The organism is Ktedonobacter racemifer DSM 44963, from assembly GCF_000178855.1.
Classification (GTDB): Bacteria; Chloroflexota; Ktedonobacteria; order Ktedonobacterales; family Ktedonobacteraceae; genus Ktedonobacter; species Ktedonobacter racemifer.
Window position 1 is genome coordinate 1141495 of the sequence record NZ_ADVG01000004.1, and the last position, 14979, is coordinate 1156473.

Below are 14979 nucleotides of genomic sequence, written 5' to 3' on the forward strand. Positions count from 1 at the left end.
TACGTTTCAATCCTCGGCAGTTCATAGGAAATTGCCGCAACGTTTGCTTTTCATCTTACCATACTGAAAGCTCTCACCTTTTATACGACGAGTCCACCCCCATCTATCACAAGCGTTGTTCCCGCAACAAACAGGCCCGCGAAACAGCATGTCGTGTTTCGCGGGCCTGTTTTGGTGTGATACGGCGTTTAGACGGCTTCGGGCAGCGTCTCCTTCACATCCGTGTGGCGGAAACCCATCGCGTAGAGCGAGGCATAGGCGCCATCGGCCTTCAACAGCTCATCGTGCGTACCCTGCTCCATGATCTCGCCCTTCTGCAAGACAATGATCTTGTCCGCGTTCTTGATGGTCGAGAGACGGTGCGCGATGACGAAGGCGGTACGTCCATACAGCAGGCGGCGCAAGCCCTCCTGCACCAATACCTCTGTGAAGGTATCAATACTGGCCGTGGCCTCGTCGAGCACCAGAATGCGAGGATCGGCCAGCAAGGCGCGCGCGAAGGAGATCAACTGGCGCTGGCCCACGCTCAGGTTGCGCCCACGCTCGCGAATGACGGTATCATAGCCATCGGGCATGCCAATGATCAGATCATGCACACCCACGACCTTCGCGGCCTCCTCCACCTCGGCGTCGCTGGCGTCCAGGCGTCCATAGCGAATGTTCTCGCGAATGGTGCCCGTGAAGAGGAAGGGTTCCTGCAACACAATACCGATCTGCCTGCGCAAGGACTGCTGCTTCACCTCGCGAATATCATGTCCGTCAATGAGCAAGGCACCATCCAGTACCTCGTAGAAGCGTGGCAGGAGGCTGATGATCGTGCTCTTACCCGCACCCGTTGGTCCCACAATGGCGATGGTCTGGCCCGCCTGGGCCGTGAGATTCAGCCCACGCAGCACGGGGTGCTCTTTTTTGTAGCCAAAGACTACGTTCTTGAACTCAACGTTGCCCACGACCTCTGGCATAACATAGGCATTTTCCCGGTCCTGAATGGAAATTGGTACATCCAGAATCTGGAAGATACGCTCAGCAGCAACGCCCGAGCGCTGCAACTGGGTATACAACATACTCAGGTCACGAATGGGATCGAAGAAGCGGTTGATGTAGAGCGTAAAGGCAACCAGTACGCCAACCTGGAGCTGCCCATGCGCGACCAGCCAGCCGCCGTAGACCACCGCCAGGGCCGTCGCCACCGCCGCTACGACCTCAACCAGGGGCAGGACAAGCGCCGCTATCTGGCTCGACTCCAGGTTGGTATCCAGGTTGTAACGATTCAATTCATCGAACTCGTCGCGGTTACGATCCTCACGCGCCAGGCTCTGGATAACGCGCATGCCGGAGATGTTCTCCTGCAAGGTCGCGTTTACCAGCGAGATGGCAGCACGCGTGCGACGGAAAGAGCGCTGCGCGTAACGCTGCCAGAAGATGGCGATGATGACCATGATTGGCAGTACGGTAAAGGTCAGCAGGGCCAGGCGTACGCTCAGCGCCAGCATGGTTCCGATAATACCCACCAGGGCCACCAGCGAACCCAGCATGGAGAGCAGGCCCGAGCTAAGCATGGATTCCATGACATCGATGTCGCTTTGCAGACGCGACATGACACGCCCGATCTGCGTGTGGTCATAGAAGCTCAGCGAGAGCCTCTGCAGGTGCTCGAACATGTCGGCACTGATTTTATACAGGATACGCTGGCCGGCCCAGGACATGCTCCAGATCTGCCAATACTGCGACTGCCACATCCCCACATTTACGATCAGGAGTACTCCACTGATCCAGGCCAGGCCAACCAGGTCGCCATGACTGATATAGCTATCGATTGCTACGCCAATCAGGTAGGGGTTTGCCAGGTTGAAGGCAGTATACAGCAGCACCAGGACACAGCTTAGAATGGTCGCGGTCTTATATTGACCAACATAGGGACCAAAGCGACCAATCAGCTTCCAATCAAATTTACCCTCGATATCTTCATCCGAACCCGCCAGGCTATTCTCGCTCCAGGTACGGCGAGCTGAGAGCTTATCATACAAGTCGGACTTGGGTTTACTCTTGCGCAAAATCACCGCATCGCCTCCCTTTTCTCAACGTTCTCGGCATCCAGGTGAGGATACTGCTCCTCCTCCTCGCACGCCTCTTTCTTCCCTTTAGAGCTCTTGCGCAGGTCCTCGTCCACCTGCTGCGCGAGCAAGCGGGCTTCGAACTCCTCCTGCTCACGGAGCTGTAGATCATACAGGTGGGCATAGGGGCCATCCTGCGTCACCAGGGTATCGTGCGTGCCGCGCTCGACGATATGCCCATCCTCGATCACCAGGATCTGGTCGGCATTTTTGACAGTACGCAGGCGCGAGGCCACTACAAAGGAGGTGCGCCCCTTCATGACCGCTTCCAGCGCCTGCTGGATCAGGTACTCCGTCTCCATATCCACGCTGGAGGTCGAGTCGTCCAGGACCAGGATGCGCGGATTCAGCAAGAGGGTACGAGCGATGGCGATACGCTGCTTCTGGCCGCCCGAGAGGGTGACACCACGCTCACCAACCCAGGTATCATAGCCATCTGGCAGGCTCAGGATAAATTCATGGATACGCGCCACTTTGGCCGCCGCGATAATCTGCTCCTCGGTGGCATGCTCTACGCCATAGCCGATGTTATCGCGAATCGTCGCGTTAAAGAGGAAGACATCCTGCAAGACCAGGCCAATATTGCGACGCAGCGTACTCTGCGTGACCTCGCGTACATCCAGTCCATCAACCGTGATCGCGCCATCGGTGACATCATAGAAACGCGGCAGCAGGTGCAGCAACGTACTCTTACCGCTACCCGTCACACCCAGCAGGGCCACAACCTGGCCCGGCTGCGCATCAATATTCACATCTTGGAGAATCTGACGACCACGGGCATAGGAGAAGTCCACATGCTCAAAGCGCACATGACCCTCGATATTCTTCAGTTCCTTGGCATTGGGAGCATCGGTCACCGTCGACTTAGTATCCAATACGGAGAAGATGCGCTCACCGCCCGAGAGACCGCGCATAAACCAGTTCACCATAAAACCAAAGGTACGCACGGGCGTCGCCAGCAAGAGCGCGTACTGCGTCACCGCGACCATCGTTCCCAGGCTCAGGTGATGTTGAATAACCGCGATACCACCGACCCAGAGCACCAGCACGGTCACGACGTTCAGTACAAACACCAGCAGAGGCTGATTCCAGGCCATGAAGCGCATGGCCTTCAGGCTATAGTCACGCAGATGCTGATTTTGCTTGTCGAACTTCTCCATTTCGAACTCTTCGCGCGCGAAGGACTTGACCACGCGCACACCACTCAGGCTCTCCTGCATGATGGTGCTGAGTTCGCCGTTCTCATTCTGGACGGCCAGCCAGATCGGGCGAATACGGATCGCCACCTGTGAGGTAAAGATCGCCAGGAAGGGCACGCAGATCAGGGTTACCAGCGCCAGAGCCCAGTCCAGCGAGAAGAGAATCACCGCCACCGTGACAAACGTGACGAGAGCCAGGGCGGCGCGCATCAAACCAAAAGGGAGGAAGTTACGCACCGCTTCAATATCCACCGTCATACGCGACATCAACTGTCCCGTCTCCGAGTCGTCGTGATAGGCGAAGCTCAGACCCTGAAGGTGGTCATACATCATGTTACGCAGGTCATACGCGACCTGGTTCGAGACGGCCTGAGAGAGATAGCCCTGTCCATATGAGAAGAGACCACGCAATGTGCTGGCCCCTAAAATCGCTACTGCGGCAATGATCAGATCAGTAAGGTTGCCATTCCGCACTCCGACATCGATCACCCACTGCAACAACTGTGGCACCACCAGTGAGGCGCCAGTTGCCAATGCGACACATACGAGAGTAGTAATGGACCAGAACCAGTGAGGGCGCAATAAGCCTAGAATACGAGTAAAGATACGCCAATTAAACTTAAATGATTCAACATACGATGAGAACACTTTTTGCTTTTTTTCTAATGGCATTGCAAGCAGGTCCTTTCTAGACACGCCTAACCGCTACGCACATCCATCCCTTCTCTTAAAAGTCTAGCCTGCAATGGCTGACAAGGGGGTGTCAGTCTTTAGATGAGATTTGAGGAGGTATAAAAAAGAGCGACATGAGGTTGCGTGCGCCTCATGGCTGCACGCTGGCTTTCGTTGGCTATGCCTGTACAAGCAGAAGCATATAATTCGTGCCTACCAGCCAACCCATTATCGTACATACACAGCCATTTGTCGCCTATATAAGAAAATTGGTATAGTTCTAAATGAGCATTGTATGGAAGCAATGGACGTAACGGAAAAGCTTGCTGGCACGTATCTGTTTTGGCGACATCCCTGCTTTATTGCTTTATATTAACGTCAAGAAAGGCGATTGGATACCCAATTCAATCGAGAAACTGGTCTGTTATGCAGATTCGTGGAGATAGAGTACGTTGGCTCTTCTGGCTGCGTTGGAAAATGTTCTCGCGTATGTTTACCGCCCGCCAGGCCAGGCAGATTACCGGCCTGGTGCTCTCCCTTCTCATCATCGTGCCGCTCTCACTAGGCATTGCTATTGCAACATACCTCGCGTATCGCTTCTTGCCAGCGCCAGCCAATGCTGAAGTCCTAACCCTTGTCTTAAGCGGCTTATTCATTTTGTGGCTAACATTACCACTTTTCGAGTATAACGTCAATGAAGGGCTGAATGTCGCTAAATTAGTCCTATTTCCGCTTAGTCGCGAAGAATTAATGCTCAGCCTGTTGCTCTCAACCTTGTTTGATGTTCCCACTCTGGGTATGCTCCTGCTTTGCCTCGCGGTCATCATTGGCTGGGCCAGCTCGCCTCTCGTGGTCCTTATGTCGAGCGTGACCATGCTTATCTTCTTCGCCCAGCTTATCGGGTGTAGTCAGCTTGTACTGGCCCTCCTGGGGCGCGTAATGCAGAGCCGTCGCTTCCGCGACGTCAGCATCCTGCTGATTGGCCTCTTCTCCTCCTCGTGCTATCTCATCCAGCAACTGGTCTTTCGCGGCCTGGGCGCACGCCAACTGGTTCACGCCCTCTATGACCAGGCCTTCTCGCGTTACCTGCAATGGCTGCCACCTGGCATGGCGGCCCAGGTGATCTTACAGGCCACACGTGGTAACTGGCTTTTGAGCTTTGCCTGGCTGCTTCCGCTGCTAGCATTCACCCTGCTCGTCCTCTATCTCTGGCAGATTGTCGTCGAACGCGCACTTACCGCTACCGAGGGCGCTGGAGGCATCCGTGTACGCCGCGCACATGCTAGCCAGCGTAACCTCGCCACCGCCACTCCCACGACGCGCTCACGCCTGACGCACTGGCTGCCGGAGCAGACCAGGGCCATTGCACTCAAGGACTTGAAGTACTACCGACGCGATCCCATGCTCCTGCGCCTCATCCTTCAATCCCTGATCTCGATGGTGGTGCTAATCGTGATTACGCTTTTTAGTCCCACGCGCTTTGGCGATGGCCTGCAATCCTCCTGGGCCGTGCTGGCCGTTCCCTTTTACGCGCTCTTCTTCGTCACTAGCTTTTCGCATAACGCGCTTGGCCTTGAGCGCCAGAGCCTGGCCCTGCTCTTTATCTTTCCTATCAAACCTCAGCAACTGCTCTTTGGCAAGAACCTGATTGCCTTTGTGCTAGGCACCCTCAACCTGCTCATAGTAATCTTGCTGGGAGCGTATGTCGCGCACAGTTGGGAGTATGTGCTGCCTGCGCTGACTATTGGGCTAGCTGGTCTGGGGATTGTTCTGGGCTGTGGCAACCTCTCTTCCGTCTATTTTCCCAGCCGTATGCCCCAGGAGCAACAAGGCTACCAGGCCAGCGCCACCACGACCTCGCAAGAGAATGGCTGCCTGCGCCTGATTCAGACCTCGGCCCTCTTCTTGCTGATGCTGGTGCTCCTGGCACCGGTGGCCGCCGCCCTCCTCCTGCCCGCCTTCTTCCATATACTCTGGCTCTGGAGCCTCTCTATTCCGGCCTCCCTCGTCTACGGCTGGCTGCTCTACTTTATAACCACCCACCTGGCCGCCCAACGCATGCTCCAGAAAGCCCCCGAAATCCTCCGCATCACCACCGCCCGCGAGTAAAAAAATATGTGTGCTGTGCGCAAACGGGGTCCAGGAGCAGGGCCTCTGGCGGGGTTTGGGGTATCCCCAAATTCTTCCTTTTCTTACCGCCGCAGGCGCAAAAAGTTTTGCCATACAAAACTTTTGCGCCCACAATACCTTGCCTTTTGGCACAGCTTCATGCCACAATACAACTATGCAAAAAACCGAGCGTCTCGTGGCTATTACACTGCTCCTGCAAGCACGTGGAAAAATGACAGCCAGGAGACTGGCCGAGATTCTAGGGACATCCACACGCACCATCTACCGGGATATAACCTCGCTCTCACTGGCTCATGTACCAATCTCAATGGACTACGGCCCCGGCGGCGGCTACTATCTACCGGCGAACTATCAATTCGATTCGACCGTCTTCACACGTGAAGAGGCGGTCTCGCTTATTTTAAGCACAGACATCGCGGGCAACTATAGTCTCTTCGCGGGGGACGACGGACTACAGCGCGCGCTCATCAAACTTGAGGCCACGCTGCCGGAGGAGTATCGCGACAACGTACGTGCCGCGCGTGAGCGTATCTTCTTTGATACCACCGCCTGGCGCTATGGGAAGACACAGCACACAACCTATCTGGAACGCATTCGTTCCGCTGTGCTAGAGGCCTACCAGGTTGAGATTCTCTATCCCTGCGTCTCGTGCGTTGATAAGCCTGGCATCAAATGGCGTCGGCTTGATCCCATCGGCCTGGTCTTCAAGGGCCTGTCGCTTAAACATATTCGTACCGGCATCTGGTATCTCGTCGCGTATTGCCACACCTGTAGTGCGTACCAGACCTTCCGCGTAGCCAATATCGAGAATATGCGTGTCCTGAATGAGGCCACGTATACTCACCATAACTTCGATCTGCAAAGCTACTGGGAAGAGGAGCATACCACTATCGATGCCATACAGGCCCCCATCGATGTCATTCTGCACATCGACGCCCAGGGCCGCCACAAGCTTGAGGGACGCTATACCATTCTGGACTCCCGCCATGACGGCAGCATCGTTGTGGAGGTCAAAATGAACTCTATCGAGAGCGCGGTCCCCTACGTACTCGCCTTTGGCACCCAGGCACTTGTGCTTGAACCCCGCGAGCTACGTGACGCAATCGAGGTCGCCGCACGCCAGATCGCCGAGAAATACCTTGCGCAAACAGTAGAATAAGGCTCTGCCACAATTTGCATCTCTGCATCGCTCCAAACTCGTTGTTTGAAGCCTTGAGCGACACACGAGAGAGCGATGGGGCATATGCCCCATGTTTTCTCCCGTATGCTCAACTATACTACCCTCTGTAGACAGATGAGAGGCGTTTTTCAACCGCCCACCTCTGGAGAACAATAACAGAAAATTATAAATTCTTGTTAAGAGGGGAACAAACGTATGGACAATGCATATTCTGCGCAGAGACGTCTGGGGATCAGCCCCTGGTCGTGGGGAGTTGGCATCATAGTACTTTTCGTGACCTTCTTCTTTCCTCCTCCCCTGCCTGTAGCGACTGGTTCGTGGGGGTCTTTCAATTACATACTCAGCGGTGGGGGATCTTTCTGGCAAGCGCTCCACTCCATGTCTATCCCTCCACATTTTTTGCGATATTATCTGACACACTACTTGTGGAATATATTCTCCAACGATCTTTTGCCAATTTGCGGCTTCCCACTCATTTGGAGCATTGTCTCAGTCGGCATGTGGCAGAGCATCGTCAGCCGTGGGCAGCGACCCACCGCCAGAAAGGGTATGCTGGCGTTGTTTCTGGCTGATGTGATAGCCTGGCTAATCGGCGTGGTCGTGATTGGGTTGATCATATGGATGATCTCACCCAAGCAGATTGTTCCTGATTCACCTGTGATTCTCCCTACCCTTATAACTGAGATAATTATAACGATCCAGGCAGTTCTCTATCTGCCATTTGTGTTGCTGGCTGGGGCCCTTATAGCAAAGCTTCAGGCACGCACTGTGCCAGCCACACAATAACCAGAGCCGCTTTTATTCCTCGGCCCCGTGATAGGTGCGCCCGCGCCACTGCACGCCTTTGCGCGAGAGCACAAGCCAGGCTGAGCGAGCCAGGATACCCTCGAAGACTGCCGCGCCCAACGGATGGGTCAGGGCCTGCCAGCGCGGTAAGCCTAGCATCCGATTGAGCCAGAGACGGTACGAGAGCAGCCCCCATAGCTCCAGGACTGTCGCCCGCGTAATGTCCCTCTTGCTCAGACCGTTGATCCGTACAAGTAAGAGTAGCGGCAGCAAGAAAGGCACAATGCAGATGTTAAAGAGGCCTACAAGCTGTGCTAATAAGAAGGGTAAACCGCCACGATTGCCGAGATAGGCGTTCTTGAGCCAGCCGCGCCAGATCTCGCCAAAGTTGCGGTACATACGCACAAAGACCAGTCCGCGCCCATCTAGAAAGCTTGTGCGGTAACCCTGGGCTTTGACGGTACGCGCAAGGTCAAGGTCATCGAGTACAGTCGCCCGTAAGCGCGGCGCGGCATAGCCGCCAATGTGCTCATAGACCTCGCGGCGAATGAGCATAAACTGACCGGCAGCGATAGCCAGCGAGTTGTTGGGATCATTGACCTGTCGCGGCGGATAGAGCATGCTAATACCCATATAGGCGATAGGAATCAGCACCCTTTCCCAGAAGGTAGGCAGCTCCTGCTCCGCGCCCATGCTAAAGAGATCCGCACCCTCCTCCTGAGCCCGCGCAAAGGCAGAACGCAGCGCCTGTGGCGCGTGACAGGTATCAGCATCGGAGAAGACCAGCCACGCGCCACGCGCAGCCAGCGCTCCCTGATGCATCGCGTGTGGCTTCCCCGCCCAACCCGTGGGGAGTTCCTTTACCTCAACCACGCGTAGTAAATTGCCGTGTGGGTGCTGCCGCTGCATAGTTTGCAGAATCTCGCTCGTCCTGTCCTGTGAGTCATCGTTGACAACAATGACCTCGAAATCGCCATAATCCTGCCCCAGCAGGGACTCCACACAGCGCTGGATATTATGCTCCTCGTCGCGCGCCGGGACAATGATGGAGACCAGCGGAAGATCGCTCACAAGCGGGCGCGCAGCAACCGAGAGACTCTCCACCCGGTCGCTCTCGCGCGGCCTTGTGCGCCACCAGTTAATCATATAAAAGCCCGCTACCGCTATGGCATGACTCCATAACAACAGGCGCGGCCAGGATTGCTTCCAGAAAGAGATTTTTCGCATACCCTTGATTGATTGCTTTCTATATAATTTCTTTAACCAGATTGTATCCTACCGACGCTGCTAAAGCACGCGTCTACATATCATGGGACGAAGCAATCGCGCCATGATATGTAGACGCGTGCTTTAGCAGCGTCGGGCAACACAACTCAGACGTCAATGCCTGACAAACTGGCCTCCTGCACACACGCACCTTGAGAGAAGCACTCAGAACATAGCCAGCCGCACGGGAAGGCGCTATGCTTGTTATGGCAAGAAATAGGAGCGAACCTGAACGTGCTTCAAGGAGGGAATCTCGATGCTCAAAACTATCCTGAAATATTGGCTGCTAACTGCTATTATTATCTCTGGCCTCTTTGTCATCATGTACGGTCTGGCTCAACAGGTCGAGCGCCTTGGCGCGGATGATCCGCAGATCCAGATGGCCGAGGATGCAGCGACACGCCTGGCAAATGGAGCCTCTCCACAACAGGTGGTGCCTACGGAGAAGGTCGATATCGCTACTAGCCTGGCACCCTACCTTATCGTCTTTGATCGCGACGGCAAGCCCCTTGCCTCCTCCGCGGAACTCAATGGCGGGACGCCTACTATTCCCTCAGGCATATTTGAGAGTGTAAAGCAGCAGGGAGAGGATCGTATCTCCTGGCAGCCACAAGCCGGTGTCCGCAGCGCCATCGTCGTCACCCAGATAAAAGGGGGAGCGGGCTTCGTGCTGGCTGGTCGCTCCCTGCGCGAAGTAGAGAAGCGCGAGAACGGTCTTGAAGAAATCGCCCTTCTTGGCTGGGGCGGTCTCCTGCTTGTGACGCTTCTCGCGCTGTTTCTCCTCTTCTGGCGGCGTCCCCTGAAGGGCGCGACACCTGTTGCCACGCCTCAAGCTCAAAACTAAAAAACCTGAACATATGTACTGTTTCTTGCCAAAACCACTCACCTTCTGCTAGCATAGTCATACACATTCATAACCCAAAGTAAGGTTCTTTCCCCAGCCTCATCTATTTACGCTTCCCTTACGTGTTAATAAATATGTGTCCCAGACACCGCCTATAAGAAAATCCTATCAGGCCATTTCCCATCTTTTTCAGCACCAGCCGTCTACGAAGACGCCAGAGTGCCCATCTCATCCTTATAGAAAACATAGGGAAAGGGAGAATAAATCGACGCATGACACAAAATATGCATACTTCCTCGCAAGAAGATCCAGGCTCTATTTCACAACTCCAAAACAATGTACGCCAGGCTGAACGTCGCTTTCAGGGCGTCTTCGACCAGGCCGCAGTCGGAATGGCTCTCGTCTCCTTTGATGGGCAGTGGCTACAGGTCAACCAGAAACTATGCGATACCCTGGGCTATACACGCTTAGAGCTTCGCAGCATGAACTTCCAGGATATTACCCACCCCGACGATCTAGATATCGGCCGGGCCTCCGCTCAGCAATTAGTAGCTGGCGAGATCGAAACGTATGCCATGGATAAGCGCTATTTCCGTAAAGATGGCTCTCTCATATGGGCACACCTTACGGTCTCCCTGGCTCGGGATAAAACCAAAACAGCGCAATATTTTATCTCCGTCGTCGAGGATATTACCGAGCGCAAACGCCTGGAAGAGGCGCTCTATGAGCAGCAAGAAGCCACACGTCAGATGGCCGCAAAGGCTGAGGCCGAGCGTCAACGCCTCTATGAACTCTTTAACCAGGCCCCGGCCTTTATCTGTCTACTTCATGGGCCACAGCATACGTTCGAGTTTGCCAATGAACACTATCGCCGCCTGGTAGAAAATCGCGACATCCTGCATAAATCTGTACGCGAAGCTTTATCAGACTATGATCCACATTTCTTTGAGCTACTCGACACTGTGTATACCACTGGAAAACCATATATTGGCAAAGAAGTACTCGTTTATAACGGCGGTCAGGAAAGTTATTTTGATTTTGTCTACCAGCCTACCCGTGACGCCCTGGGCAAGATTGATGGTATTCTTGTGCATGCAGTCGATGTCAGCGAAAAGGTGCACGCGCGCGAAAACATTAAGAAAAGTGAGCAGCGCCTGCACCTGGCCCAGCGCGTTGGGCGCATCGGCACCTTCGAGTGGAATCTTCTCAGCAATAGGATCGTCTGGACGCCAGAGCTAGAGACGCTCTATGGTTTGCCCCCTGGCGGCTTTGAGGGCAAGTATGAGAACTGGGCACAGTACATCCACCCCGATGATATCGCGGCAGTTGAAGAGAACTTGCAGCAAGCGATAGCGAGTGGATCTCCATACAATATAGAGTTTCGTGTCATCTGGCCTGATGGTGCGACTCACTGGTTGCGTGGTATGGGCGAAATCATCTCCTACGACGACCAGGGCCATCCCCAGGATATGGTTGGCATTAATATTGATATTACCGAACGCAAAGAAACTGAACAACAACTGGTACGCGTGACCCAGGAGTTACAGGACTTCGCCAGCATGCTGGAGGACCGCGTCGATCAGCGAACAGAAGCTCTGAACCAGACCAATAAAGAGTTGCAGCGCAGTAACCAGGAGTTACAGGAGTTCGCCTACGTCGCCTCCCATGACCTACAAGAGCCATTGCGCAAAATCCAATCCTTTGGTAATCTCCTGGAAGAGGACCATGGTAAGGAATTGGGTTCAGGCAAAATGTACCTGGATCGCATGCGCCAGGCCGCCGCGCGTATGCAGGTCTTGATCAATGATCTGCTTACCTTCTCACGCGTGACAACGAAGGCACTTCCATTCTCTACTATTGACTTAAACCAGATTGCCCAGGAAGTTGTAGATGATTTAGAGGTACAAATCCAGACCACACAGGGAACAGTCGAGATCGGCCAGTTACCCACCATCCAGGCCGATCCTGTACAAATGCGTCAGATGCTACAGAATTTAATCGGAAATGGGCTTAAATTCCACCGACGCGACATTCCACCTGTAATTACCGTGTCGGCTGAACTTCTTCCCGCGACAGAAGAAGAGCAGGCGGAGAATCCCACTCCCGCGTATTGCCAGCTTACTATCAAGGATAACGGCATTGGCTTCGACGAGAAGTACCTGGACCGCATCTTTATTGTCTTTCAGCGCCTGCATGGCAAAGGGCAGTATGAAGGAACAGGTATTGGCCTGGCCATGGTGCGCAAAATTGTCGAGCGCCACGAGGGCACTATCAATGCCTCCAGCACCCTTGGCGAAGGTTCAACCTTCGTTGTAACCCTCCCTATTTCTCACGCAACACAACAGGAGTACACGCATGACGAATAAAGAGACCCTTGTCATTTTGATGGCTGATGATGATGATGATGATATTTTATTGGCCCAGAAAGCCCTGGAAAAAGGCAAACTACTCAATCCTCTCTATACAGTCCATAATGGCGAAGAGCTGCTCGATTACCTCTTACGCAGAGGCGAATTTACAGATCCAGCCAAAGCGCCACGCCCGGGAGTCATCCTGCTTGACCTCAATATGCCCCGCATGGACGGGCGCGAGGCACTTAAAGAGCTGAAATCCCACGAGGAACTGTGTGATATCCCCGTTGTGGTCTTTACTACCTCAAAGGCGGAAGAGGATATCTATCGCTCTTACAAACTCGGAGTAAACTCCTTCATTACCAAGCCAGTTACCTTTGAAAACCTGATTGAAGTAATGCAGATGCTGGGAAAATATTGGTTTGAGATTGTCACTCTACCCCCTGAAGAAAAGAACAAAGCGCATGACAATACCAATAATCAGAATTCTGCTCATTGAGGATGACGAGGAGGATTTTATCCTCCTCCGCAAGCACCTCTCGCGCATCTCGGGAGTGCGCTATGAGCTTGAATGGGAGACCTCGTATACCCATGGCTTAACGCGCATGCTTGAAGATGACCAACATGATCTCTGTATGCTTGACTATCGCCTGGGTGCTCACAATGGTATTGAACTGCTGACAGAGGCCCGCGAACACGGATATGTACGTCCCATCGTTCTCCTCACAGGCGCGACTGAAGGCGAGATCGATATTCAGGCCCTACAGGCTGGGGCGGATGACTACATCGACAAGGGCCATTTGCAAGGTGAGCTACTGAATCGCATCATTCGCTATGCCATCGAGCGTAAAAAGGCTGAGATTGAGCGCGAGAAGCTGATCAGTGAGCAGATGGCGGCCCAGGAACTGGAGAAACGCAAAAATGAGTTCATGAGCATGGTGGTTCATGAAGTAAAAACACCGCTCACCAGCATCAAGGGCTATGCGCAACTGCTCAGCAAGCGCTACAAGCGTTCAGAAGACGATCAAGCCCTGCAACTAGTGAACCGCATGAACGCCCAGGTCTCCAAGCTCACCAGCCTGCTCGATGACCTCCTCGATGTCACACGCATCTCAGGCGGAATGCTCTCGATCTCCGAGGAGTTTTTCCCCTTCGATGAACTGGTAAAAGAGATCGTGGAAGATCTACAGGCAGTCAATGAGCAATTTACGCTTGAGGTGGAGGGCGAGAGCAACGCTACGATCTGGGGTGATCGCATGCGCCTGGGCCAGGTCATCACCAACTTCCTAACCAACGCCATGAAATATGCCAGTAACAGTACACGTATCGTTGTCAAGATCTTCCTCTCAGATCAGGATGTAACGCTCTGCGTACAGGACTTTGGCCCAGGCATTGCTAAAGATGTCCAGGAGAAAATTTTCACGCCTTTCTTTCGCCAGGAACATCCCGAGCAACGTTCAATCCCCGGCCTGGGACTCGGCTTGCATATCGCCTCAGAAATTATCAGGCAACATGAGGGTCGCATCTGGGTCGAGAGCGAAGAGGGCCAGGGCGCAACCTTCTGCTTCTCCCTCCCTCTTGAGCGCAAGGAAAGCATCGTCACCCAACCCGAAACTGTGTAATTAAAGAGTAAGGGGCATGAAAGTAAAAAAACAGACAAATCCCGTTTTTTACTTTCATGCCCCTTACTCTTGAGGGCCGCAATCCAACTAAAGGGCTTGACAACCTGGCGGGTTTATGGTGAAATAACACAAGCAACTAATAATAAGTAACCTATATACTCAAATATAGGCAATGGGGAATAGAATATTGACAACAACAACCCACTATAAACCCGCTGACAATCTGCATCCCATCCATGATTTGATTCGTCATCGCTGGAGTCCTCGTGCCTTCTCCAGTCGCCCAGTCGAACAGGAAAAGCTCGATAGCCTCTTTGAGGCCGCGCGCTGGGCCGCTTCCGCCAACAACATGCAGCCCTGGCATTTCATCTACGCAACTAATGAACAGCCAGAGGAGCACGCCCGCCTGACCTCGATTCTCTTTGAGCGTAATGCGATGTGGGCGCAAAAGGCCCCCGTCCTGGTCCTCGTCGTGGCCAAACTCTATGAGGCTCCTGGCAGAGAGATGGTCAGCTTCTATGATGTTGGCATGGCCGCCGGAGCCCTGGTGACGCAGGCCGTTGATCTTGGACTAGCCACGCACCAGATGGGCGGCTTCGACGCCAGCAAGGCTCGCGAAGAACTCAACATTCCCGAGGGCTATGTCCCCCTGACCATGATCACAATCGGCTACCCCGGTCACGCCGACGACCTATCTGACGACTTCCGCGAGCGCGAACTGGCTCCTCGCGTCCGTAAAGAGCAGAAAGACTTCGTCTTCCAGGGCCGCTGGAACGGCTAATCTTACACTCATACTTGTAATAGTAGGAGAGGGT

General features: G+C 53.9%; 11 protein-coding genes. 8 read left to right on the plus strand and 3 right to left on the minus strand.

What is annotated here, in order from left to right; genetic code table 11:
- Positions 1 to 188: 188 nt before the first annotated feature.
- Together KRAC_RS46670 and KRAC_RS46675 are read right to left on the minus strand one after the other, a co-directional pair.
- A complete protein-coding gene (locus KRAC_RS46670) occupies positions 189 to 2060 on the minus strand; it encodes an ABC transporter ATP-binding protein (RefSeq protein WP_007919297.1) in 1872 nt (623 codons plus the stop codon).
- Entirely contained in the window at positions 2057 to 3985 is a 1929-nt protein-coding gene (locus tag KRAC_RS46675; RefSeq protein ID WP_007919299.1) for an ABC transporter ATP-binding protein, read from the minus strand. Before KRAC_RS46675 ends, KRAC_RS46670 begins: the two co-directional genes overlap by 4 nt.
- Before the next feature lie 426 nt (positions 3986 to 4411).
- Here KRAC_RS46675 and KRAC_RS46680 point away from each other — a divergent pair, with 426 nt between their 5' ends.
- The 3 genes from KRAC_RS46680 to KRAC_RS46690 all read left to right on the plus strand — a co-directional run bounded on the left by KRAC_RS46680 (position 4412) and on the right by KRAC_RS46690 (position 8081).
- Positions 4412 to 6094, plus strand: coding sequence for a hypothetical protein (locus KRAC_RS46680; protein ID WP_007919302.1), 1683 nt, complete (start codon positions 4412 to 4414; stop codon positions 6092 to 6094).
- 175 nt (positions 6095 to 6269) lie between these two features.
- The gene (locus KRAC_RS46685; RefSeq protein WP_157507930.1) at positions 6270 to 7274 is read left to right on the plus strand and encodes a helix-turn-helix transcriptional regulator; all 1005 of its coding nucleotides are present in this window, start codon (positions 6270 to 6272) and stop codon (positions 7272 to 7274) included.
- 216 nt (positions 7275 to 7490) lie between these two features.
- Complete coding sequence (locus tag KRAC_RS46690; protein ID WP_007919308.1) at positions 7491 to 8081, plus strand: hypothetical protein; 591 nt, start codon at positions 7491 to 7493, stop codon at positions 8079 to 8081.
- Positions 8082 to 8093: 12 nt separating this feature from the next.
- Here KRAC_RS46690 and KRAC_RS46695 read toward each other — a convergent pair whose 3' ends face one another.
- Positions 8094 to 9308: a glycosyltransferase gene (locus KRAC_RS46695; protein WP_007919309.1), complete on the minus strand. Its 1215-nt coding sequence runs from the start codon at positions 9306 to 9308 to the stop codon at positions 8094 to 8096.
- A gap of 295 nt (positions 9309 to 9603) precedes the next feature.
- Between KRAC_RS46695 and KRAC_RS46700 the strand changes: the two genes are divergently transcribed.
- From KRAC_RS46700 to KRAC_RS46720, 5 genes are all read left to right on the plus strand, one after another.
- Complete coding sequence (locus KRAC_RS46700) at positions 9604 to 10191, plus strand: hypothetical protein (protein WP_007919310.1); 588 nt, start codon at positions 9604 to 9606, stop codon at positions 10189 to 10191.
- A gap of 272 nt (positions 10192 to 10463) precedes the next feature.
- A complete protein-coding gene (locus KRAC_RS63940; RefSeq protein WP_007919311.1) occupies positions 10464 to 12557 on the plus strand; it encodes a PAS domain S-box protein in 2094 nt (697 codons plus the stop codon).
- Between the two features lie 19 nt (positions 12558 to 12576).
- Entirely contained in the window at positions 12577 to 13041 is a 465-nt protein-coding gene (locus KRAC_RS46710; RefSeq protein WP_052569350.1) for a response regulator, read from the plus strand.
- Positions 13007 to 14164, plus strand: a complete 1158-nt coding sequence (locus KRAC_RS46715; RefSeq protein WP_007919313.1) for a hybrid sensor histidine kinase/response regulator — start codon at positions 13007 to 13009, stop codon at positions 14162 to 14164. Before KRAC_RS46710 ends, KRAC_RS46715 begins: the two co-directional genes overlap by 35 nt.
- A 187-nt stretch (positions 14165 to 14351) precedes the next feature.
- On the plus strand, positions 14352 to 14945 hold the full coding sequence (locus KRAC_RS46720; RefSeq protein ID WP_040447267.1) for a nitroreductase family protein: 594 nt from the start codon (positions 14352 to 14354) through the stop codon (positions 14943 to 14945).
- Positions 14946 to 14979: the final 34 nt, after the last annotated feature.